Origin of the sequence: Acinetobacter harbinensis, assembly GCF_000816495.1 — a bacterium.
In the GTDB taxonomy this organism is placed as follows: Bacteria; Pseudomonadota; Gammaproteobacteria; order Pseudomonadales; family Moraxellaceae; genus Acinetobacter; species Acinetobacter harbinensis.
The window spans coordinates 720,873-744,389 of record NZ_JXBK01000001.1 but is presented as its reverse complement, the minus strand read 5'-3'; the positions used below and the strand labels follow the sequence as shown (position 1 = coordinate 744,389).

Below are 23,517 nucleotides of genomic sequence, written 5' to 3'. Positions count from 1 at the left end.
GCTCTTCATAGGCTTGTAGGATTATTTTTTGACTCTCGCCATCTTCAGGCAACGTGGCGCGGCCAGCAATTTCAGTGAGTGTTTTTGCAGGCTGGCTGTCCTGTACTTTAAGCAGCGGTTCAGTAGGTGAATCCACTTTTGCTGTTTCTTCTTTAGAATCACACGCGCTTAACCCAAGTAATAGCAACAAAGTAAGACTTCCCCGAACAGAACAAGGTAAATGTGCGACTAAAGACATGGGCCACTTCCTCTATAAAACATTTTCGATTTTTTATCTATCGACTAACTTTGATCAGTCCGGCTTAAAAGCACTTAAATATTACATTCATATTCATATATTTAATGAGCTAATTTCTAAGCGAAATCCTCAGCTATTTAGCGTGATGGCATTTTATGTTGCAGAACACTCAGAAAGCAGAATTCTTTACATAACTTAACTATTTTTTTGCGCACTTGGACTTTAAAAAATGATTTCCAACACCATTTCTTTAATATGAATCAATATTTTTGATTGTACTTTTTAAGGAGACCCAGATGGCCAATGTTGGTTTATATCGCTCTAACCGACAAAATATGATTGCAGGTGTGATGGGTGGTATTGCTGAACGCTTTGGTTGGAATGCCAATTTACTGCGCATCATTTTTGTGATTATTTCGCTGATGAGTGCTGCATTCCCAGGGATTTTAGTGTATCTGGTGTTGTGGCTGATTATGCCTAAACGCCAGTTCCATATAGATTCTGCATCGGGTTATCACCAGCCGATTCGCACTGTGAATTCAGATTCGAATCGTCCGCTTTAAGATTTTTTCAGTTTCATGCTACGCCTGCTTCCCCAAGCAGCGTAGCCTTTTTTTTGCCTTCAATTTCAGTTTCTAAGCTTGCATATTTAACTGTTGATTCAGTGCAGCAATAATGTCCGCACGGCTGACAATACCGATCACTTTTTTATACTCCACCACCGGAATATAGTTAAATGAACGCTCAACAAAATATGGCACCAAATCTTGAATAGGCTGTTCCGGTCGCACGGTAACCACTTGACGCACCATAATGTGTTTAACCTGATGATCCCAATTGACTCTTAAATCTGCGGCGCGCTTTAACCATTCCACCACTTCATATAAAGCCAATGTTCCGACCAATTGTTGTTGATCATCAGTCACCGGCAGGCTCATCAAATTCATGTCTTTAAATTTATCTAACGCTAGGTGGATGTCATCCTCTTGATTCAGACTGATCACATCACGGGTCATAATATCTTCGCACTTAAATTGACTGGTACCACGCGCATTGGCTTTTTCTTGTGCCGCTAAAATGATTTTCTGTAAATCATATTCGCTGATGTCTAACAATTCGGTTTGCTGATCCAAAGTGTCTTGAATATCTTGCGGTTGAATGGTGACTTTTTGCGTGGGCGTAGGGTCTTTAGAGCGTTGATTGACCTGTGCAACTTGCGGATATTGTTTACCCAGTAAACGGTTAAACACGATGGCAATCACCAACAATAACAGTGAATTTAATAACACCGGATAAAAAATAAAATGATAACCCAACTGATGCACCGTTTCACCGCCCAGTACCGCGGTAATGGCCACTGCGCCACTCGGTGGATGCAGTGAATCGGTGGTCATCATTAAAATAATAGACAGTCCAACCGCTAAACTAAAGGCTTGGGTTAAATTTGGCATATACAGCGCACAGGTCACGCCAATAATGCCGGCAATACTGTTTCCCACCACCATATTCCACGGCTGTGCCAACGGACTGGCCGGTACAGCGAACAGCAAGACCGAGGATGCCCCCATCGGTGCGATATACCATGCATTAATATCGCCCAGTACATACCAACTGATTAGTGAAGACAGTGCCAAGCCCAATAAAGCACCAATCCCGCAGAGTAGCCGATCTTTAAGCGGCAGCACTTTGAAGTTGGGTTTGAGGGTATTTAACCATGCGAGGTGGGAGTGGAACACGCGTGACCTACAACTGTAATAACAAATGAGTGGTGAATTATAAGAGCATCTTTTTATGAAGGTGTATTTATTTTACCTGTTTCATTTATGAGTAATTCTGTTTTACCGGCTGTTGATCTAGCTGATTTTTTATAAATTCTAGCTTCGGCATTAAGCGTATGATGCCCTGATACGATGTATCTGCGGCCTGCTAGAAAGAATGAAAGCCCTTAACTGTGCTTATCCATTCATATTTTTTAGATGGGTCAATCGCTTGATTTCAACTGCAATCAACACAAGATTTTAGGCCATAAAGCACTGGCGGCATTTTTAGCTTAAACCTTTGCCACTCTCCTGCAAAATCCTTATACTTAAAAGCAATTTTTCACTCATTCTAATGGATGCTACATGAGTCGCGCCATATCGCATATTGATACATTTCAAGGCTTAATTCTTGCCTTACAAAACTACTGGGCTGAACAAGGCTGTGTCTTGTTACAACCTTACGACATGGAAATGGGTGCGGGAACGTTCCACACTGCCACTTTCTTACGTGCACTTGGTCCAGAAACGTGGAATGCGGCCTATGTACAGCCGTCACGTCGCCCAAAAGATGGTCGTTATGGTGAAAACCCCAACCGTTTGCAACATTATTATCAGTTCCAAGTGGTGCTTAAACCCAATCCAGACAACATCCAACAGCTGTATTTAGACTCACTCAAAGCCATTGGTATTGATCCCCTTGTTCACGACATTCGTTTTGTGGAAGACAACTGGGAATCACCAACACTTGGCGCGTGGGGTTTAGGCTGGGAAGTCTGGCTCAACGGGATGGAAGTGACCCAGTTCACGTACTTCCAACAAGTCGGTGGGATTGAATGTTATCCCGTGACCGGTGAAATTACCTATGGTCTAGAACGTCTGGCCATGTATTTGCAAGGTGTCGACTCGGTGTATGACTTGGTCTGGACCAAAGGTCAATTTGGTACCGTGACTTATGGTGACGTGTTCCATCAAAATGAAGTGGAACAATCGACCTATAATTTTGAATATGCCAACGTTGAAAAAATGTTTGAACTGTTCGATTTTTATGAAGTTGAAGCAGCACGTTTAATTGCAGCAGAACTACCATTACCGGCTTATGAACAAGTGATTAAAGCCTCGCATTGCTTTAACTTACTCGATGCGCGTGGTGCAATTTCGGTAACTGAACGCCAACGCTATATTTTACGTGTGCGTACGCTAGCACGTTCAATTGCACAAAGTTATGTGGCGGCGCGTGCCAAATTGGGCTTTCCAATGGCAGAACCGGCATTACGTGACGAAGTCTTGGCACAGTTAAAAGCACAAGTTGAAGCGGAAGCTGCTCAAGCAGAAAAATCAGCGGAGAGCAAATAATGTCTAAACATACCGTATTGTTTGAATTGGGCTGTGAAGAATTACCGCCAAAAAGTCTTAAAAAACTTCGTGATGCACTACAAGCTGAAACAGTAAAAGGCTTAAAAGAGGCAGGTTTGGCTTTTGACTCAATCGAAGCTTATGCCGCACCACGTCGCTTGGCATTAAAAATTGTCGATGTCGATGCTGCACAGCCAGACACACAAAAACGCTTTGATGGCCCTGCGCTACAAGCGGCGTATGATGCAGAAGGTCAACCTACCCGTGCGCTTGAAGGCTTTATGCGCGGTCAAGGCATCACGGCTGACCAAGTCACCATATTTAAAGCCGGTAAAGTTGAAAAAGTCTGCTATTTAAAAGACGTGCAAGGTCAAAGCCTTGATACGTTACTGCCGCAGATTTTACAAGCAGCACTGGATCATCTGCCGATTGCCAAACGGATGCGTTCAGCGGCTAGCCGGACTGAATTTGTCCGTCCAGTGAAATGGGTGGTGTTGCTCAAAGACCATGCAGTGCTTGAAGCCACAATTCAAGATACACCGTCTAGCAATCTCAGCTATGGTCATCGTTTCCATGCCCCTGAAGCGATTGTTTTAGCGCATGCCGATGAATATTTAGCCAAGTTAAAAGCCGCTTATGTGATTGCTGATTTTGCAGAACGTCAAGCGATCATTGATCAGCAAGTCAAAGCACTGGCTGATGAAGTCAATGCCATTGCCATTGTTCCTAGTGATCTACGTGATGAAGTCACTGCGTTGGTGGAATGGCCTGTTGCCCTTCGTGCTCGTTTTGAAGAACGCTTTTTAGCTGTGCCGCAAGAAGCTTTGATTACCACCATGCAGGACAATCAAAAATATTTCTGCTTGGTCAATAGCGAACATAAATTACAACCGTACTTCATTACCGTATCCAATATTGAGTCAAAAGATCCGATTCAAATTATTGAAGGCAATGAGAAAGTGGTTCGTCCACGTTTGTCTGACGCTGAATTCTTTTTCTTACAAGATCAAAAACAACCGCTGGCCTCACGTAAAGAAAAATTGGCCAACATGGTGTTCCAAGCACAATTGGGTACGCTGTGGGATAAATCACAACGTATTGCTAAGTTGGCTGTGGCATTAAGTGCAATCACTGGTGCAACTGCACAAGATGCTGAAAAAGCAGCACTGCTTGCAAAATGTGACTTAACCTCTGAATTGGTCGGTGAATTTCCAGAACTTCAAGGTATTGCAGGCACGTATTATGCCCGCATTGAAGGCGAAAATGATGAAGTGGCCAACGCACTGGGTGAACAATATTTACCAAAGTTTGCTGGTGATGTACTGCCTAAAACCAAAACTGGTACCACCGTTGCCCTTGCCGATCGTTTAGATACCTTGACCGGTATTTTTGGTATTGGCCAAGCACCGACCGGTTCTAAAGATCCGTTTGCGCTGCGCCGTTCTGCCATTGGTATTTTACGTTTGGTGACGGAGAATAATCTGGATGTTTCAATTGAAGATTTAATCCAGCTTGCCTTAAATGCCTACGGCGATGTGGTAACAGATCATGCCAAAACTTTAGCGGATGCAGTCAATTTCCTTGAAGGTCGTTACCGCGCTAAATATGAAGACCAAGGTGTGGCGGTAGATGTCATTCAAGCGGTACAAGCCTTGTCGCCAAAATCTCCACTTGATTTTGATAAGCGCGTGACTGCGGTGAATCACTTCCGTGCCTTGCCTGAAGCGGCAGCACTGGCTGCTGCCAATAAGCGTGTGGCGAATATTTTAGCCAAAGAAGCTGCACCGACAGGAACGATCGTTGAAGCAAGCTTAGTGGAAGATGCTGAAAAAGCATTATTTGCTGAACTGGCTAAAATCACGCCTGTGGTTCAACCGCTGCTTGATGCGAAAAACTATACAGAGGCGTTGTCGATGCTGGCTGCATTACGTGCACCCATTGATGCGTTCTTTGAAAATGTGATGGTTATGGCAGAGGATGCGGAATTAAAAGCCAACCGTTTACGCTTACTTGCGCAATTGCGTGGTTTGTTTATTAGTGTTGCAGATATTTCGGTGTTGCAGCATTAAGTCTTAAATAATTGTAAATTAAGCAAAACCCTGCTAGAAATAGTGGGGTTTTTTATTAGAAACGAATATGAAAAAAATTAATAAATCTTGTTTAATATGCTGTTCAAATGAAATAAGTCTTCGCCAAGCTATTAAAAATTTACACTTTATATTGAACTCAATAGATGTATAGAATGATATTTCGGTCTGGTCGAGAACTGTGATTTCTCTTTAGATAAAAAGTTTTTAGATATTATTAAAGCCAACTATCTTTTAACTTATTCGCCTTTAATGCAATGAGGCTTGCTTGATGAAGAAAATCTATTTAAGGCAGTTGAAAGCTATTTCATAGAAAAATAGTTAAGCTGTAAAACTATAGTCAATCACTCTTCAATTCCATATACTCAAAGTCAACAATAGCCAAACAGAATGGATACTATGAAACTTAAAACACTTCTTCTTTCAGCATTGACCTGCCTTTCTATCTCTGCATGTACCTCTGCACCTAAAATCCCACAAATTCAGGCCGGGGTATTACAAGAGGTAAAAAATCTAGAGGTCTATCCAGATACTACAGAAAATAAAGCACGTCTGACCAAATTTACCGATAAATGCGTGATTGAATTTACCGGCAAACTGGCTTCAGGAAAATCTGTTGAACAATGGTCATTTAAGGGTCTAACCCTTATTTCTGGCGGTGCAGTGACCTTTGCACGAGACGGCAGCAGCCAAGCCACTAAATTTGATTTATACGATGCCAATGTACAAAAAAACTTCTTGATGCTACGTAGCTATTTTGCCAAAGATGCCTTAGCACAATGTGACTAAGACCTTTGATCTCATTGGAAAAGCCCGCTTTTTTTATAAATATGCGGGCTTTTTTATACGCTCATTCACAGTGTAGGAGTAAATGTATAAGCGTGTTGTAAGGCTGTATCAATTTCAGCATATTTTGCTTGAAGTGCTGCATTCACGCTTACAATCAAACCAGAACATTGATGCTTCATTAGCGATGGTAAAAAGGAATAATATTCAGATGAAAATGATAAAAACAGCTCTATTCAGCACTGTGCTTTTAACCTCGACAGGTCTTTTTATCCAAAGTGCATTCGCCACAGAAACCACGCCTGCAACACACATAGCACCAGCTTATGGCGATAATCCCAACATTTTTAAAGTACTACGTTATAAAGCACAAGCAGCAGCGCACAATACGGCGGAAATTGTCGATCAAGCGGCGCAAAAAGGTGTCGCAAAGGTACAACCGAAAGTCGCTACGGCATGGCAAGAAAGTAAAGAGTTTGCCAGTGAAACTTCAGTGATAGCCAAAGAAAAGTCACAACAAGCCGCAGCCACAGTCAACCAAAAAATCAATCAAACCAAAGAGGGTTTAGTCGGTAGTCCGAATCAGCCCCCTGCTCCTATTGAGTCGCGTCCTTTAAGTCAGTCATCGAGCGACTTTCGTGCGCCCACTCCCCCACAAGCCCCTGCAAATCAACTGCCAGCTGCACAGCCACCCACCAGTATCGATTTATAGTTTGTAAGCTGTGGCTTGAACAGCTTGTCTACTGCGCGTTTAATTGACCTGTCGAATTGGCTTGCCTGCCTGAAAGGCCATCACATTTTCAAGCAGTTGTTGGAGCATCCGTTGACGAGAATCACGACTGCCCCAAGCGCTGTGCGGAGTAATAATTAAATTTGGAATATCAGCACTCAACAACACATTGCCATTTTTAGGGGGTTCAACGGTCAGCACATCGGTTGCTGCACCGGCAATCATGCCTTGGCGTAGTGCCGTTGCCAGTGCTTGCTCATTCACCAAACCGCCACGGGCGCAGTTAATTAAAAATGCACTATTTTTCATTAAAGCCAATTCTTGTTCAGCGATTAAATCTTGCGTCTGTTCCGTTAAAGGACAGTGCAAAGTTAAGAAATCTACTTGTGGTAATAAATCAGCCAAAGCTATACGACTTGCATCCACACTCGGTCGATGCGGTAAAGCCGCAATCAGTACCTGCATACCAAAAGCTTGCGCCAACTTAGCCACGGCTTTACCCAGTTCGCCATAACCAATAATGCCCAAGGTTTTACCGCTTAAATCGACAATGGGAAAATCTAGCAAACAAAATTGTGTAGCAGTATTCCAGTTGCCTTGGCGCACGGCTTGATCATATTGCATCAGTGAGGTGGCCAAGGCCAACATTAAAGCCAAAGTATGCTGTGCCACCGAAGATGTACCATAGCCCTGACAATTACACACCACGATGCCCTGTTGGCGCGCTTGCTCTAAATCAATATTATTGGTGCCGGTGGCTGAGATTAAAATGAGTTTTAATTTTGCGCAGTGCTGCATGATCGCCGCATCAATGACGACCTTATTGCTGATAATCACATCGGCGTCGCGTACACGCGCCAGTACTTCACTGGCGTCGGTACTGGCAAAAAGTTGTAATTCAGTAAATGCGCTACTTAATGCGCTGGTATCTAAATCGTTTTGATCGAGTGAGGCATAATCGAGAAATACAGCTTTCATGACAGGCAATCCTTGGCTTATTTAAAGCTAGCATAACCAATACGTGAGCGTTTTTCACAGCTTAATCTGTAGATTATCACCGGTGCATGCCGTTAAAATAAATCAACCCACTATAAAGTGGGTTCGCGTACATATTGCCGCATAGACTTTCGAATTTGATAGAGCACATACAGCGTTAGCATCATCACCAACAGCAGTCCACTGCCCATCACCCAATAACGCATCTCTAAAGCTGAACCAAAGCGAAGTATCAGAACCAGCATAAACATGACGATTAAACTCCACAGCATCGGCATCACATTACTTTTCATTCTGCGCACCTTTTCTTTTTATTTTCCAATAGTTAGCCTAAAATTCAGACTATCTCTTGATGTTAGCGCAAATAAAATATAAAGCAAGTGTACAAAAAATAAACGCCCTTTCACTCAAGAAAAAACCGCACTTGCCCAGCACAGTTGTAGTTTAACGCTGTTCAGATTGAGCAGTAAATTGTGCCGTTTCTGAGCTGTCTTCAATAAAATCATGGCCACCATTTTCATGGTTGCTTAAGTTAAATTGCTTATAACTGAGCAAATAAAACTGCTCATATTTTTTAATCACAATCGGATGCATACCGGTGCTTAAAGGCTGTTGTGGTTTAAATAACTTCATCATATATCGATCATTCATCGCCACCACATACGGCTCATCATTTAAATGAATCTGCAATAGACCGCTGTCTTTGGCGAAAATTGGAATCAAAAATTTATGATTTAAGGCAATTGCGCTGCCGCTATAACTTTCAATTTTTTGGCTAATCAGATTAAAAACCAAAGCATGACCAAAATAGTCCATCAACAGACTGCGGTTTTGCTGTGCCGGCAGATTGAACTGAATGCCCAGTTTCAGTAAATCCTGCTCACGGACTTGCTGACTGCTGAGCAATTCACGCAGCAGGTTTTGCTTTAATTTCGCATCAAAGAACTGCTGATCGAGTTGTAAATCATTATTTTTGAAGATATTGACCAACGCCTGTCGATGGTGCGGCAAAGCACTTTCAATCACTTTACGATAATAAAATTTACTACGCTTTTTAACCTGTCGAATTTTTTGATAAAAATAAGGCGCATCAAATTGGCGCACCAACAAATCATGCAACAACGCTGAACTGGCCAACACCGCAATGGCATCATGACCGGTAAACGGGAGCGTTAACGTCTGAATTTTAGGCAGCACCTGCTGTAGTTTTACATAGTGCACCCGATCTTCTGCGCAATAAGGATCATAGATCACGATATATTCACGTTCGAGCGCAACATCGTGCGGCTGAATCTGCATATTGGCATTTAATTCTGCATTAAAAAACATGTTATAGCGTGAATCAGTTACCTCATCCGGATTGATCGAATATTGCGGTACCAGTGCCACGACACGTTTTAGATCCAATAGATTGGCATACTTGATGGCTGCATAGCCGCCCATTGAACCGCCATAGCCAATACGGATTTTAAACGGCGCAATTACACTTTCAATCGCTGCAAACATGGCATGTAGCGAATGCTCTGGAAACCACGATTTCTGCTTTGGCATAATACCAATCACATTAAAATCATATTTATGCAATGATTTTTCTGCATTGATGGACAGCCCTTTGGCACGGGTAATTAAATCGCCAAAAGAAAAAATCAGTTCATCCGATGAACCTTGTAAAAATATCACCCGAATTTGTTCGTCTTCAAAAATAATGTGTTTATTCATTGCCACACCGAAGCAAATCGGTCCTTATTTTTACGGTCAATAAAACAAATAGACAGCTTATCTATTTACCAAAAGCGAGTATGTTATTTTATAGATGCTCAGAATATTAAGAAGCACAAAATATGACACAATCACTCCATCTTGCCGCACAAACTGGTTTTAGTTCAGCTGCTGAGCTGTATCAATCTGTTCGTCCCAGTTACCCGCCGCAAGTAATTGATTGGCTACGTCAGCAATTGCAACTCAGTGAGCGCTCACAAGTTATTGATTTAGGCGCAGGAACAGGTAAATTTTTGCCCTATTTACAGGCCATCACTGAGCATATTTTGGCGATTGAGCCGATTGAAGCCATGCTGGCGCAGCTCCATCAAGCCTATCCGACGGTTAAAACCCTACAAGCCTGTAGTGATGCACTGCCTGTATCTCCACATTTTGCTGATGCGGTGATTTGCGCGCAAGCTTTTCATTGGTTTGCCAATATAGACAGCTTGGCGCAGATGCATCGTGTGCTTAAACCAAGTGGACATTTGGGTTTGATTTGGAATCAACGTGATACACAAGTCGATTGGGTGAAAGCATTGGATGATTTAATTCAGCCTTTAGAAGGCGATACGCCACGTTATCATACCCAGCAGTGGCAAAATGTTTTTCAACAGCAAAGCCTGTTTCAGTTAGAGAATGTGCAGACGTTTCCACAGCAGCATATCGGCACGGTGGAACAAGTGGTGTCGAAGCGACTCTTATCGACCAGTTTTATTGCTGCCTTGCCCAAAGCGCAACAGCAACAGTTAAAGATGCAATTTGAACAACTGGTTTTTGCTTACACGCAAAAGCAGCCGCAGGATGAAATTGCTTTTCCCTATATCACCATTGCCTATGATTTTAAAAAAATTAACTAAAAATAAAGGATATATGATGTTTAAACTGTCTGTTAAACCGTTGGCCAGTACTGTTTTAATCTGTTCAGCTGTGCTGCTCAGTGCCTGTAACAACAGTAAAGATAGCGCCGCTGAGCATGACAAGATTCAACCCGAAGATAAAATCATGCAAGAGCTGATTACCGAACCGGTAAAAGTATTTGAAAAAACCCCAGAGGATGTACGTGATATTGCGCTACTCAGCGATTTTGACCGCCGTTTTAGCCAAATGAGTGATGAGATGGAAGATGAGCTGAGCAAGATGAAAGCGGATGGCACCTTGACCGAGACTTTTTCTACCAGCCGTAAACGCGACAATATTCAGTCTGCGTTAAATATGCTCAAAGCCTTGGATTTAAAAACACAACAAGGACGTTATATTCAAGGCTTGATGGCCGAATACTGGCAAACGCAAGCTCAGCTTTATGATCAGCCAACAGAGTCAAAAACCAAACTGACTAAAGAATCTGACCCACGTTTACACGGTTTGGGTGAGTTTTTACATGCGCAAGAACAGCTTGAGCATTGGCAAGCGCAATATCCTCAAACTTCAGTAACACAAGCTCATCAGTCCGCCTCATAATCGCTTATGGCGGAAGGCTTTTATAAATAGATCAACTGCTGGCTTATGGTCGCTCATCATATTGCGCTAAGCCATCACAAATATTATCCCACTCCGCTTTATAGGCGACAAAAATATGCTTTGTCGGTTTTTGCTGTAGCGGGGTGTCTAAAGTGCCAATTCTTAAGCGATACAGCTCGGGTGTGTCGCTTTTAATACTGATAATGGGTGAACCACAGTCCGCACAAAAACAGCGCTGCGCGGTGGCAGTCGATTGGAATTTTTTCAGTAAATGTGCGCCTTGCAGAATTTTAAAATCCGCTTTTTGAATGAGCGCATTGGTGGCAAAAGCTGTACCATTGGCTTTACGGCAGCGCTGACAATGACATTGTAGTAGCTCGCCAATTTCTCCTTGGACTTCATAGCGTAAACCGCCACACAAACAACTGCCGCTATATCGCTTTTCTTCAGACATCTGCGCTGCTTCTTTGATAAAGATTGGCTTTTCAAGCTAGCATATTTCTGATCACTGCTGCAAATCTAACCTGTTGTTCAGGTTAAATAGCGGTGTACGCCTTCACCTGCGGCACGTCCCGTGGCAAAACAAGCGGTGAGTAAATAGCCGCCAGTCGGTGCATCCCAATCTAACATTTCACCGCAGCAAAATACCTGTGGATTGGAATTTAATTGCAGCTGCGCAGATAAAACCTCACGCTTAACCCCGCCTGCACAGCTAATGGCTTCTTCAATCGGCCGAAAGCTGTCTAACGTAATGGTTAAATCTTTAATCTGCTGCGCCAAGGCTTGTGGCTGATCCCATAAGGTTTTAGCCACCAACTCACGAATCAAACTGGCTTTGGCCGGATCTAAACCGGCTTTACGCCATACATTGCTTAACGACTGCTTTTTACTGGGCTGTAATTTTTGTGCAAGCTGCGCCACACTGACATCTGGCAGCAAATCCAAATGCAGCTGCATACGTTGTCCAGCATGCGCTTGTGCGCGTAAGGCTCGCCCCTGCTTATACACCAAACCACTTTCTAAACCATAATGGGTAATGACAATATCACCCGATGTTTTGGCTTGATCAATCACCCATGCTTCAACCCGCTTTAACGGTTGCCCAAACACTGGTTGCATAAACGTCGACCAAACCCGCTGTACGCCTGCATTACTGGCCTCGAAAGCAGTGATTTCATCTTGCGCCAACCAGCGTTGCCATGCGCCATCACTGCCAAGCTGCGACCATGACACCGTACCACATGCCAGCACAATGGCATCAAATGGCTGTTCACTCAGCTGAGCATCAAGTAAGTTTTTGACTTGCAGCCTGTTGCCGTTTAAGGCCAAACATTGATGGCGATAATGAAACTGTACCTTCTGATTGAGTAAGCGCTTTAGCCATGCGCGTAATAACGGTGCAGCTTTCATCTCTAGCGGAAAGATGCGACCAGATGAACCCGTATAAGATTCAATCCCTAAACCGCTCATCCACTGTTGAATCCAATTGGCATCATATTGCTTGATCCACGGCGCAAGCCACTCGACTTGATCATAACGCTGGATAAACTGCTCAATCGGTTCGGCATGGGAAATATTTAAACCGGTTTTACCGGCCATCAAAAATTTACGTGCAGCCGAAGGCTTTTGTTCATAGACATGTACGTCATAGTTATATTGGCTTAAAACTTCCGCAGCCATCAGTCCAGCAGGACCTGCGCCAATAATGGCGATACGCTTTTTCATACGCGACTCATGGTGCTGTTTTCGCATCAGCAGGAGCATTGGCGGTGACTGCAATTTTTTGCCCTTGTAGCGGCATAAAATCGTCAAATCGTGTGCAATAACCTTCGGGTTTGGTGATGATCAGTTGCTGACACAACTCGCCACGTTCTAAGTATTTAATCTCAAAATGAGTCCGCGCAGAAGTCGAGTCAATCACTTGTCTAACAAAAGGCAATTTCCACACATTGATTAATTGCTGTTCGGCTTCTGCAATATAGTCTGCAATATTACTGGCCAAAGTCACACTGCCACCGACTTGCAAACGTGACAATAAAAATTCGAAAAACGGCATATTTAACCAACGCTGCGCTGGATTATGCGGCTCTGGATTGGGATATAAAACAAAGAAGTGCTGCACTTGTGCAGGCAACAGTGCATGCACAATCCACGGCATCGCATCGGCATGAATCAGCTGTAAATTACTTTGTTTTTCGATGGCATGTTGTTTTTGCATGGCCAAATATTTTTCGCGCGTCCGCTCAATAGCGATTAAGTTTTTTTCCGGTTGCTGTGTAGCAAAAAGTAAGGCATGTTTACCTTTACCCGCGCCAATCTCCACACAAATGGGATCTGGGCGAATCATTTGAAAATCACGAGGCGCCTGCATACGCTGTGCTTGAAATTGACGAATTGGCATAATCAGATCAAACTAACAAAAATCGGCCTAAGTCTAGCAAGAGCGACTGGCTTTGCCTAATCGAATCAGCATTTTTATCTGGAGCATAACATGCCGCGTACTTTTCCTTGCCCGCGTTGTGGCCAACCGTCTACTTGGGAAGACAACGACTTTCGGCCTTTTTGTTCTGAGCGCTGTAAAATGATTGATCTGGGCGCATGGGCCAGTGATCAATATAAATTGCCCACCCAAGGTGCACCACAAGCAGACAATTCAGAAGAATAAAGCTGAGCGCAGCAACTGCGCTTAAAATGTGTAGAAATCAAGGAGAGCAAAGTACACAGGGCTACCAAAAACCTTCACAAACAAGCCTAAAGATGCCAAATACATAAACATGCGCCACATAAGTTAACAGTTGCACTATCACGTTAATATTACTGTTCCAAAGTGAAAATAACCTCACTCGAAGAGCAAAAATATGCGTTATATCATCTTAAAAATTATCTTGATTGCAGCCAGTGTGTTAACTGTTATTTGCTTGGGTTTTGGCGTTTTACAACACGATTTATTGTTCGTCGGTATCGGCATATTGTTGGCATTTATGACGGGCTTAATTTATTTACAAAGTCGCCAAATGCATAACAATCCCTTCTTAAAATAAAAAAGATCAGCAGCTGCTGATCTTTTTTATGTCAATCATTTAACCAGCTTTACTGGCCACAAACGGATTATGTTGCTTTTCAAAACCAATGGTACTAATAGGACCATGACCTGAGATAAATTGTGTCTCATCCGGTAAAGTAAAACATTCGCGCTGAATTGAATTCAAAAGTTGTTGATGGTTACCGCGTGGAAAATCTGTGCGCCCAATTGAGCCTTTAAACAGCACATCACCTGTCCAGAGTAAGCCATAATTTTTATTATAAAACATCACATGACCGGGCGTATGTCCGGGTGCAAAACGAACTTCAAATTGCTCTTGCCCGAGTTTTAAGATCTCACCGCCTTCTAACCATTGGTTCACGTCAACCTTTTCCGGAATAGGGAAACCATAGCGCTGCGACACCTCTTGCAGCATATCTAGCCAAAAGGCATCCTCTTTATGCGGGCCAATCACCGGCACATGCCAAATTTTACTCAAAGCGCCCACTGCACCAGCATGATCTAAATGACCATGGGTTAACCATAAGGCTTTGACAGTTAAACCCAGCGCATCTACTTCAGCTTTTAATTTTTCTGCATCACCGCCAGCATCAATTAAAATCGCCTCTTTGCTGTCACTATCCCAAACAATAGAACAATTTTGCGCAAATGCGGTAACCGGTACAATTTTAACTTGCAACATATCAGCAAAACCTCGATTAAATTAGTGAGCAAAAGTCGCGCTTAATGCCTCAAGATTAGCTTGAAGTAAGCTGCTGAGCAATGTGATATGCGCAGGATTGGCATTTAAGGCCGGAATATAAGCATAGTCTTGTCCACCTGCCGCTTTAAAGGTTTCAGCATTTTCAATCGCCAATTCTTCTAAGGTTTCCAAACAATCGGCGGAAAAAGCGGGACTCATAATCTGTACTGATTTTACCCCTTGCTGACCCCATTCAGTTAATAGCTTATCGGTGTACGGTTTAATCCATTCTTGTTTACCAAAACGCGATTGGAAACTAATGGCCCATTGCTGCTCATTTAAGCCCAATTCTTGTGCCAATAATTTTGCCGTCATATGGCAACGCTCAGGATACGGATCGCCTTTATCGGCATACGGCTGTGGAATACCATGAAAGGACATCAATAGCTTGTCAGCCATGCCATGTTGGGCTTGATAGTCTTTTACACTTTGTGCTAAAGCCTGAATATAGAGGGGATGCTGATAGTAATCGCGAATAATGCTTAAGCCGGGTAAATTACGCTGCTTAGGAATCCATTTGGCAATCACATCATAAAGAGGTGCGGTAGAGGTCGCGGAATATTGTGGAAATAAAGGCAGCACAATAATCTGATCTTGCGGTGTCACCGTTAAATCTTGCAATAAAGCCTGTAGTCCCGGATTACCATAGCTCATGGCGGGTACAATCTTGAGTTCAAATTGCGGATATTGCGCCAGCAACTGCTCTTTTACTGCTGCAACCTGCTGCCACATAATTTCACGCATCGGCGAGTCATCACCCCACACCGATTGATAGGCATGCGCCACACGGTTCGGGCGAAAAGGCAAAATAAACAATCTTAAAATAATTTGCCACAGGGGTTTTGGAATTTCAATCACGCGCTGATCAGACAGAAATTGCTTTAAGAAACGACGAACCGCTGCCGGTGTGGGTTCATCCGGTGTGCCCAAATTGGCCAAAATAATGGTGACTTTTGTTTTCGGTGCAGAAAGCATGGAACCCTTTTCCAACATAAATAAACTGGGTTTACTGTACCAGTTTTCTTCGCGTTCTCTACATCAATTAATGCGGTACATTCGATTGAACAATCCGATGATTCTCTAAAGGCTTGCTGGCCAAAAGTTTTTGACCTTTGGCGGTCAATTGCCACAGCATGCGCTGGCGATCATCACGACCGGATTGTGCGATCCAGTCATTTTGGCGCATTTGCATTTTGATGCTGTGTAGGGCACGAATATTAATTTGTGCGCGCGCGACGGCATGCGCACGCGGCATCTCTAAACGTGCATCTTCTAATCCGTTGGTGTTTAAATATTCATTGATACATTTAGAAAAATATTCTTCGGGTGTGGGATTCACAAAGACGCTGCCTAAAATATTCAGCAGTTGCATCCAAGTGAGCTTCTTTTGTACTTTCAGCTCTTTAAAATTGCCATCTTGATAGGCATGCATTCGATACTCAAAAGAAAATACCTCATGCATTAATACCTTGGGCAACGACAAGAACGGATCAACCTCGCGTTTGCCCACTTCCGTTTCCAGTTGTTCAATCTTGGCTTTTAGGCGATCGACTTCATCATGCAGCAATTGGGTGTTTTGTGGTCTGACCCAACCCGAGACGGGATAACGCTCTAACATGTGCGACATATTCAGTCGTACAGCCATTTCTAAATCCCGCATGGTGCGATAAGTAAAAATTTGATCGGCTTGTTGTTGTAAGACTTTACGGAACTCTAAAAACTTTTCCTGCAATTCTGGTTTTTCATCTTGTAAGGATAGATCGCGTGATAACGGATCTTCATGCATAAACACAATAATCGGTTTTTGTTTGGTAACAGCATAAATATATTCTAAGTGCATATAACTGACGCCAGACACCGATTGTTCGCCGTACTGACTGCCCAATAAAATCACCACGTAATCACAATCATCAATTTGACGACGTGCAAATGCAGTACTTAACGGCGTTCTTTGTTCTAATCCCCAAGAAAAGAAACCCATACCGACTAAAGTTTGCGACAACACAATACGCTCTGGCTGCATTTCACGGCCCGAGGTCGAAATAAAAACCTGATAACGCTTATCCAGCATTGGTCATCCTCTTTCCATTACACACTATCTCAACTGACACAAAGTTCATCAGTCCTCGATAATCCGACACCCCAATCTAAAAATTTAAATTTTGCGCTCTTTTTCAAAAGATTAGTCACGTTTTGTCACACATTCAAGAGCAATATTATGAATATCCCAAGTTAAATCTTGTTCAATCAGGTACTGCAACACAGTTTTTAAATTTTCTGCATTATTGCCACTCACGTAACATTCAATACGTACACTATTCTTTTGTTCCTGCTCAAATAATAACTCATTTTTAATTAAAATTCGGGCTGTTTGTCGCGCAACTGGTACTCCAGAGTCAATTAATGTCAGTTTATGCCCAAAAATAGTGTGAATTGCAGCTTTTAAAAAAGGATAATGGGTACAGCCTAAGACCAAATAATCAGCGCCTTGATCCACCACGGGTTGTAAAATTTCTTTTAACGTGGCTAAACAGGCAGGGCTCATTTGTAGCCCCTGCTCAACAAAAGGCACCAAGGCCAAAGATGTGACGGGAATAACAGTGACTTGCGCCGGTAATGCAAAACGCTGCATCACCTCTTGAATGAGTTTGCCGCGAAACGTGGCCGGCGTAGCCAGAATTGCCACGGTCTTAGATTGGGTTTGCAGCACCGCAGGCTTTAATGCCGGAACCAAACCAATAATAGGAAAATCTTCACCATAATAATCACGTAAATAATCTAAACTAAAAGCCGAAGCGGTATTACAGGCCACCACCGCAACTTTACAGCCTTGACGATATAACCATTCAATGGCTTGGGCGGTCAGCTGACGAATATCTTGGTCTTCACGCGGGCCATAGGGCACATGTGCCGTATCGGCGTAGTACACAATGCGCTCTTTGGGTAAATGTCGGGCAATTTCCTGCGCCACTGACAAGCCGCCGATGCCAGAATCAAAAATCCCAATCGGCGCGTTGGCTTGGGCTTTAGGTCGTGGATTGGTTAAAGGATCAAGGGGAGCAATGGCAGTCATAGCAGCACTTTCAGCGAGTCGAAAATGGGAAGAATAAAGCTTAAACCTCAACTGCCCAATTGCAAGTGAAAATCACCACTTTGCAGTGTTAACACACTCTCACCTTCGGCATTTTCCTGCAACTGTCCCATTTCCACCAAATGCAAAAAAGCGGCACGTTGGATTAAGGCATTGATGCCAAAACGCACATGCACATAAGGACGGGACTCACCCTGATATTCACGCATAAAAATAGCATGTTCTGCATCGACAATTATCAGATCCTGCGTGGTGGTGGTCAGTTGTAAATAATGCTGATCTTGGATAATCACTTGATCGACTTGATTGACCAACAAAGGCTCATCTTCAACCTGTATTTCAATTTGCTCTACCGGCGTTTTTAAATAAAAAGTGTCATTTTCTTTCCACAAAACGCTTGAGAATAAATTGATTAACGATTGACGCTTAATGAGTTGACCTTCGTGCCACCACTCTCCGTTGGCTTTGACCTGTAAATCCATTATGCCGCAATGTTCTGGATGCCACTGTTCTAAAGGCGGTATTAACGTTTTGTGACCGGTCTGTGCACCCTTTACGTATTGTGCAATAGCCATTAACTTTTTATCATCGTCTATAGTGACATTTTTCGTCGGATCTGGTGAATTATTTTGATTTATCATATTCAATACCCTGCTGACGTAAAAATAATATGATTCAGCCAATTGGCGGGATCATGCTTTAAAACTATACTAGCCCACAATATCAAGGACACGATAATAAAATTGTGTCTGGGCATGAGGGCAGCACCGGGTCAAACACCACGGTTGCCACCTATTAATACTATGAGGAGTCCTACATGGAACACATCGAACGTGAATCGATGGAGTTTGACGTGGTTATCGTTGGTGCAGGCCCTGCTGGCCTTTCCGCGGCAATCAAAATCCGTCAACTTGCAATTGAAAACAATCTTCCAGATTTATCCGTTTGTGTCGTGGAAAAGGGCTCTGAAGTTGGTGCACACATTTTATCTGGTGCGGTGCTTGAACCACGTGCAATGCATGAACTCTTTCCCGATTGGAAAGAACAAGGCGCACCATTAAATGTCCCTGTCACACAAGATAAAACCTTTTTCTTGCTTTCCGATGAAAAATCACAAGAAGCGCCACATTGGATGGTGCCAAAAACCATGCACAATGATGGCAACTATGTGGTGTCATTGGGCAACGTGGTGCGCTGGTTAGGCACCAAAGCGGAAGAATTAGAAGTGTCTATCTTCCCTGGCTTTGCTGCCTCTGAAATTCTGTACCATGCTGATGGCGCGGTGAAAGGTATTCAAACTGGCGATATGGGCATCGGTAAAGATGGCCAACCGACGCATAACTTTGCACCGGGTTACGAGCTGCATGCCAAATACACCATTTTTGCTGAAGGTTGCCGTGGTCATTTAGGGAAACGCCTGATTGCGCAATACAACTTAGATCAAGACGCCGATCCGCAACACTACGGTATTGGCATTAAAGAATTATGGGAAATTGATCCAGCCAAGCATCAGCCAGGTTTGGTGATGCACGGTGCAGGTTGGCCGCTGACTGAAACCGGTTCTTCAGGCGGTTGGTGGTTATATCACGCTGAAAACAACCAAGTGACCATGGGGATGATTGTCGATTTATCGTATCAAAATCCACATATGTATCCGTTTATGGAAATGCAGCGCTGGAAAACCCATCCGCTGATTAAACAGTATTTAGAAGGCGGTAAACGCCTGTCTTATGGCGCACGCGCTGTGACCAAAGGTGGTTTTAACTCACTGCCGAAGTTTACCTTCCCCGGTGGTTCACTGATCGGTGATGATGCTGGCTTCTTAAACTTTGCCAAAATCAAAGGCTCACATACTGCCATGAAATCTGGCATGTTGTGCGGTGAAGCGGTGTTTGAAGCCATTGCTGCCGGTGTAGCAAAAGGTGGTGAATTGGCTGTGGGCCGTGTCACGGAAGGTGAAGATTTCTTTGCCAAAGAATTGACCGCCTATACCGATAAATTCAACAACAGCTGGCTGAAAGAAGAGTTATATAACTCACGTAACTTTGGCCCAGCCATGCACAAGTTTGGTCAATGGATGGGCGGTGCCTTTAACTTCATCGACCAAAACGTGTTTAAAGTTCCGTTTACCTTGCATGACTTGGTGACTGACTTTGGTGCATTAAAAACCGTCGATGCCGTTCACTTTAAGCCAACCTATCCAAAAGCGGATGGCAAGCTGATGTTTGACCGTTTATCGTCTGTATTTGTGTCGAATACTGTCCATGAAGAAAACCAGCCAGCACATTTAAAACTCACCGATCCATCTATTCCAGTCAATGTGAATTTACCGAAATGGGATGAACCGGCGCAGCGTTACTGCCCAGCGGGTGTGTATGAAATTATGGAAAATGATGATGGCTCAAAACGCTTCCAGATTAACGCGGCCAACTGTGTACACTGTAAGACCTGTGACATTAAAGATCCATCACAAAACATCACTTGGGTAACCCCTGAAGGTGGTGGCGGTCCAAATTATCCAAATATGTAATTTGAGCCATAAAAAAATCCTCGCTTGTGCGGGGATTTTTTATAATTTCAGCTGCAAGCGTTTAACCTTTTTGCACTAAATAATGAAACTCTTTATGTCCAGCTTCGTCTAAATATTCTTCTTGTAACAGCAATTCATGGCCCAAATGCATGCAAAACTTGGGTATATCCCAAGAGGTAGAATTGTCGGTGGCAAACACTTCCACCACCTCACCTGATTTTGATTTGCGAATCGCTTGATGCAACATCATCACCGGTTCCGGACAACGTAGTCCACGGGTATTTAACTGAAGAGTAGGCGTAACAAGCAGTTCAGACATCGGGCAACTCGGTATTAAAAAATCCTGCCTATTTTAACATAAAGTGAAATGACATCTTTTTCTTTTACTTAACGGCATAAAATGTGTAGCAATTTAGGCACAAATGAGCGCTATTTTAGAGATAGACATCTATATTTTCTAAGGTATGATAAAATTCGTTTTTTTAGATAATAAGTGTCTTCAGGAAAGATCATGCAAGAGGAATCAGGCCCGTCGTGGGGCATGCGCGGCTTACGCAAATGGTTAAGCACAGCACCCGAGACTCGCGACGAGCTGCTAAAATTAGTACAAGATTCACGTCGTTTTTTAGAACCCGATACTGTTGCCATGCTTGAAGGGGTACTTGACCTTCCGGCCACCAAAGTGCGCGAGGTAATGACCCCGCGAACATCCATGATCAGCTTACAAGAAGATGATCAATTACTCGATATTTTACATACTTTGGTCGAGTCTGCGCATTCGCGCTTCCCTGTCTTTTCATCCGATCAGCCGGATAACGTGGTCGGTATTTTGCTGGCCAAGGATTTACTGCCGTATTTAACTGAACCGACCAATAAAGTCGATATTCGTGCGTTGATGCGTCAGCCGATTTTTGTGCCGGAAAGTGCGCGCTCCGATCAGGTTCTGCGCATGTTAAAAAACACCCAAACCCATATTGCTGTGGTGATTGATGAATATGGCACCACCTCTGGCGTGGTGACATTAGAAGATATTTTAGAAGAAATTGTCGGTGAAATTGAAGATGAACATGATACTGCCGATGAAGAAGCGCAGTTCATTATTCCGGACAGTGAAGCCCAAACCCCAAATACGTGGTTGGTACAGGCACTTACCCCAATTGAATACTTTAACAGTATCTTAAATGCTGAATTTTCTGACGATGAAGTAGAAACCGTTGGCGGTTTATTGCTACAAGAAATGGGTTTGGTCAGTGATTTACAAGGGCAAGTGATTGAACTTGAGAATTGGCAATTCACTATTATCGAGGCCGATGCACGCAGTATTCATCTGATTCGAGCTGTGCAGAAATGAGAACTTATTTTAATAAGCTGCTTGCGTCTCATGAGCCACAAAAACAACTGCCATTTATCTATCCATTTTTAATTTCGTTATTTTCCGGTGCCATATTTAGTTTTGCCTTGGCACCGTATCATTATTGGTGGCTGGCAATATTGTCACCGGCTTTATTGTATGCCTGCCTGCGTCAACGCTCAGCACGCCAAGCCTTTTTTATCGGTTGGGCTTATGGCTTTGGTTTATGGGTTGTCGGGGCATTTTGGCTCTATACCTCAATTCATGTCTATGGCGACACCAATGCCGTTTTAAGTGTCTTGATGATTGTGGCCATGGCCTTGTTAATGGGTTTATTTAGTGCCTTACAAACATGGCTCTATCGCCGATTTTTCCCTGAAACGCCATTGACCTTTGCTCCGCTGTGGGTATTTTTTGAATGGGCAAAAACTTGGGTCTTTACCGGATTTCCATGGTTATTTGTCGGTTACGCCTTTACCGAACGCTTACTGGATAACTATGCACCGTTGTTTGGGATTTTTGGCGTCTCATTTGTGGCGATTATACTGGCCTGTGCGCTGGTTGAAATTTTAAATAAACGCCTGTTCTGGCTGGTGCCTGCAGCAGTACTGCTGATTGGTGCATGGGCGGCATCTTATCTTAACTTTGTTGAAGCCAAAGATGAAAAGCCCCTGTCTGTGTCATTAATCCAAGGCAATATTCCGCAAGACTTAAAATGGCTGACCGAATATCAAGTTAAGACCTTATTGATTTATGCCAATTTAAGCCGTACTGAATGGGGCCGTGATTTAATTGTTTGGCCAGAATCCTCTATTCCAATGTTCCAAACCGATATTGAGCCATTTTTAGCCGCCATGAAAGCGCAGGCCGATAAAACCGGCACGGCATGGGTCACGGGTCTACCCTATTGGGATTTAGAACAATCAGCAATTGAACAGCATCCAGTCTATTACAACAGTATTATGGCTTTAGGCGATGAAGCCCATGGACGCTATAACAAGCAGCGTTTAGTACCCTTTGGCGAGTATATTCCGCTGTCTGGCTGGCTCAGTTGGGTGTTACCGGCCTTACAAAATGATCCTTCGATGAGCGGTTTTTCTCGTGGCTCACGTGAGCAACCGCCACTGGCCATTAAAAACCACCATTTGGGTGCCGCGATTTGCTATGAAGTGGCTTATCCAAACTTGACACGCCGTAATGCCAGTCAAAGTGATTATTTGGTGACGGTGTCGAATGATGCATGGTTTACCGGTACCGCAGGCCCTTGGCAACATTTACAAATGGTACAAATGCGTGCCAAAGAAAATGGCCGTTGGTTTATTCGGGCCACCAACACCGGTGTGACGGCCTTTATTGACCATCACGGGCATATTGTGAAACAAGCACCCACCGATCAAACCGCAGTACTGCGCGGCGAACTGCCTGCAATGCAAGGGCAAACCTTATATATGCGTTTGAGTGATTGGCCAATTTTAGCTTTTTCACTGCTGCTGTTGTTGTTGGGCTGGATATATCGACCGCGCACAGTGGATGTATCCTTTAAATCACGGCGTTAATAATGCTGTGTCATGCTTTTGCCCAGCAACCGCGA

The 23,517-nt window shown here is 43.5% G+C and carries 25 protein-coding genes and 1 pseudogene; 12 read left to right on the top strand and 14 right to left on the bottom strand.

What is annotated here, in order from left to right; translation table 11 throughout:
• Window positions 1-238: pseudogene (locus SE27_RS14025) on the bottom strand (hypothetical protein); the annotation flags it as partial.
• A gap of 296 nt (window positions 239-534) precedes the next feature.
• On the opposite strand from SE27_RS14025, the gene SE27_RS03470 reads away from it, so the two are divergent.
• On the top strand, window positions 535-801 hold the full coding sequence (locus SE27_RS03470) for a PspC domain-containing protein (protein WP_039620898.1): 267 nt from the start codon (window positions 535-537) through the stop codon (window positions 799-801).
• A gap of 72 nt (window positions 802-873) precedes the next feature.
• Here SE27_RS03470 and SE27_RS03465 read toward each other — a convergent pair whose 3' ends face one another.
• Window positions 874-1,974, bottom strand: a complete 1,101-nt coding sequence (locus SE27_RS03465; protein WP_039620896.1) for an HPP family protein — start codon at window positions 1,972-1,974, stop codon at window positions 874-876.
• 387 nt (window positions 1,975-2,361) lie between these two features.
• Here SE27_RS03465 and glyQ point away from each other — a divergent pair, with 387 nt between their 5' ends.
• From glyQ to SE27_RS03445, 4 genes are all read left to right on the top strand, one after another.
• On the top strand, window positions 2,362-3,351 hold the full coding sequence (glyQ, locus tag SE27_RS03460; protein WP_039620894.1) for a glycine--tRNA ligase subunit alpha: 990 nt from the start codon (window positions 2,362-2,364) through the stop codon (window positions 3,349-3,351).
• Window positions 3,351-5,420, top strand: a complete 2,070-nt coding sequence (glyS, locus tag SE27_RS03455; RefSeq protein WP_039620892.1) for a glycine--tRNA ligase subunit beta — start codon at window positions 3,351-3,353, stop codon at window positions 5,418-5,420. Before glyQ ends, glyS begins: the two co-directional genes overlap by 1 nt.
• A gap of 417 nt (window positions 5,421-5,837) precedes the next feature.
• The gene (locus SE27_RS03450) at window positions 5,838-6,227 is read left to right on the top strand and encodes a hypothetical protein (protein WP_039620891.1); all 390 of its coding nucleotides are present in this window, start codon (window positions 5,838-5,840) and stop codon (window positions 6,225-6,227) included.
• 208 nt (window positions 6,228-6,435) lie between these two features.
• Window positions 6,436-6,936, top strand: a complete 501-nt coding sequence (locus SE27_RS03445; protein WP_148308915.1) for a hypothetical protein — start codon at window positions 6,436-6,438, stop codon at window positions 6,934-6,936.
• Between the two features lie 39 nt (window positions 6,937-6,975).
• Here SE27_RS03445 and SE27_RS03440 read toward each other — a convergent pair whose 3' ends face one another.
• From SE27_RS03440 to SE27_RS03430, 3 genes are all read right to left on the bottom strand, one after another.
• The gene (locus tag SE27_RS03440; RefSeq protein ID WP_039620889.1) at window positions 6,976-7,932 is read right to left on the bottom strand and encodes a 2-hydroxyacid dehydrogenase; all 957 of its coding nucleotides are present in this window, start codon (window positions 7,930-7,932) and stop codon (window positions 6,976-6,978) included.
• A gap of 110 nt (window positions 7,933-8,042) precedes the next feature.
• Window positions 8,043-8,243: a hypothetical protein gene (locus tag SE27_RS03435; protein ID WP_039620887.1), complete on the bottom strand. Its 201-nt coding sequence runs from the start codon at window positions 8,241-8,243 to the stop codon at window positions 8,043-8,045.
• Between the two features lie 151 nt (window positions 8,244-8,394).
• Window positions 8,395-9,669 (bottom strand): hypothetical protein, encoded by a 1,275-nt coding sequence (locus SE27_RS03430; protein WP_039620885.1) that lies wholly within the window; start codon window positions 9,667-9,669, stop codon window positions 8,395-8,397.
• A 122-nt stretch (window positions 9,670-9,791) separates the two neighbouring features.
• On the opposite strand from SE27_RS03430, the gene SE27_RS03425 reads away from it, so the two are divergent.
• Window positions 9,792-10,568, top strand: coding sequence for a class I SAM-dependent methyltransferase (locus SE27_RS03425; protein WP_039620883.1), 777 nt, complete (start codon window positions 9,792-9,794; stop codon window positions 10,566-10,568).
• Between the two features lie 16 nt (window positions 10,569-10,584).
• On the top strand, window positions 10,585-11,169 hold the full coding sequence (locus SE27_RS03420) for a hypothetical protein (RefSeq protein WP_039623777.1): 585 nt from the start codon (window positions 10,585-10,587) through the stop codon (window positions 11,167-11,169).
• A gap of 43 nt (window positions 11,170-11,212) precedes the next feature.
• Here SE27_RS03420 and SE27_RS03415 read toward each other — a convergent pair whose 3' ends face one another.
• From SE27_RS03415 to SE27_RS03405, 3 genes are all read right to left on the bottom strand, one after another.
• Window positions 11,213-11,623, bottom strand: coding sequence for a GFA family protein (locus tag SE27_RS03415; protein ID WP_039620881.1), 411 nt, complete (start codon window positions 11,621-11,623; stop codon window positions 11,213-11,215).
• A gap of 77 nt (window positions 11,624-11,700) precedes the next feature.
• Window positions 11,701-12,894, bottom strand: a complete 1,194-nt coding sequence (locus SE27_RS03410) for a TIGR03862 family flavoprotein (protein WP_039620879.1) — start codon at window positions 12,892-12,894, stop codon at window positions 11,701-11,703.
• 7 nt (window positions 12,895-12,901) lie between these two features.
• Window positions 12,902-13,576: a class I SAM-dependent methyltransferase gene (locus SE27_RS03405; RefSeq protein WP_171160725.1), complete on the bottom strand. Its 675-nt coding sequence runs from the start codon at window positions 13,574-13,576 to the stop codon at window positions 12,902-12,904.
• 84 nt (window positions 13,577-13,660) lie between these two features.
• On the opposite strand from SE27_RS03405, the gene SE27_RS03400 reads away from it, so the two are divergent.
• Both SE27_RS03400 and SE27_RS03395 read left to right on the top strand, forming a co-directional pair.
• Entirely contained in the window at window positions 13,661-13,834 is a 174-nt protein-coding gene (locus SE27_RS03400) for a DNA gyrase inhibitor YacG (protein ID WP_039620876.1), read from the top strand.
• Between the two features lie 193 nt (window positions 13,835-14,027).
• Window positions 14,028-14,210, top strand: coding sequence for a hypothetical protein (locus SE27_RS03395; RefSeq protein ID WP_039620874.1), 183 nt, complete (start codon window positions 14,028-14,030; stop codon window positions 14,208-14,210).
• A gap of 39 nt (window positions 14,211-14,249) precedes the next feature.
• Here SE27_RS03395 and SE27_RS03390 read toward each other — a convergent pair whose 3' ends face one another.
• The 5 genes from SE27_RS03390 to SE27_RS03370 form a co-directional block, all read right to left on the bottom strand.
• Window positions 14,250-14,894, bottom strand: a complete 645-nt coding sequence (locus tag SE27_RS03390) for an MBL fold metallo-hydrolase (protein ID WP_039620872.1) — start codon at window positions 14,892-14,894, stop codon at window positions 14,250-14,252.
• A gap of 21 nt (window positions 14,895-14,915) precedes the next feature.
• Entirely contained in the window at window positions 14,916-15,929 is a 1,014-nt protein-coding gene (hemH, locus tag SE27_RS03385; protein WP_039620870.1) for a ferrochelatase, read from the bottom strand.
• Window positions 15,930-15,996: 67 nt separating this feature from the next.
• On the bottom strand, window positions 15,997-17,025 hold the full coding sequence (locus SE27_RS03380) for a DUF4062 domain-containing protein (protein WP_039620869.1): 1,029 nt from the start codon (window positions 17,023-17,025) through the stop codon (window positions 15,997-15,999).
• Window positions 17,026-17,136: 111 nt separating this feature from the next.
• Complete coding sequence (gene murI, locus SE27_RS03375) at window positions 17,137-18,027, bottom strand: glutamate racemase (protein WP_039620867.1); 891 nt, start codon at window positions 18,025-18,027, stop codon at window positions 17,137-17,139.
• 47 nt (window positions 18,028-18,074) lie between these two features.
• Window positions 18,075-18,686: a DUF1285 domain-containing protein gene (locus SE27_RS03370; RefSeq protein WP_039620865.1), complete on the bottom strand. Its 612-nt coding sequence runs from the start codon at window positions 18,684-18,686 to the stop codon at window positions 18,075-18,077.
• Between the two features lie 176 nt (window positions 18,687-18,862).
• Between SE27_RS03370 and SE27_RS03365 the strand changes: the two genes are divergently transcribed.
• On the top strand, window positions 18,863-20,575 hold the full coding sequence (locus SE27_RS03365) for an electron transfer flavoprotein-ubiquinone oxidoreductase (RefSeq protein WP_039620864.1): 1,713 nt from the start codon (window positions 18,863-18,865) through the stop codon (window positions 20,573-20,575).
• A 61-nt stretch (window positions 20,576-20,636) separates the two neighbouring features.
• Here the strand turns inward: SE27_RS03365 and tusA are convergent, their stop codons facing one another.
• Window positions 20,637-20,894 carry a sulfurtransferase TusA gene (tusA, locus tag SE27_RS03360; RefSeq protein WP_039620863.1) on the bottom strand — a complete coding sequence of 86 codons (258 nt, stop codon included), beginning with the start codon at window positions 20,892-20,894 and terminating at the stop codon, window positions 20,637-20,639.
• Between the two features lie 192 nt (window positions 20,895-21,086).
• On the opposite strand from tusA, the gene SE27_RS03355 reads away from it, so the two are divergent.
• Both SE27_RS03355 and lnt read left to right on the top strand, forming a co-directional pair.
• Window positions 21,087-21,926: an HlyC/CorC family transporter gene (locus SE27_RS03355; RefSeq protein WP_039620861.1), complete on the top strand. Its 840-nt coding sequence runs from the start codon at window positions 21,087-21,089 to the stop codon at window positions 21,924-21,926.
• Entirely contained in the window at window positions 21,923-23,482 is a 1,560-nt protein-coding gene (gene lnt, locus SE27_RS03350; protein WP_039620859.1) for an apolipoprotein N-acyltransferase, read from the top strand. The genes SE27_RS03355 and lnt overlap by 4 nt, the downstream gene beginning before the upstream one ends.
• Window positions 23,483-23,517: the final 35 nt, after the last annotated feature.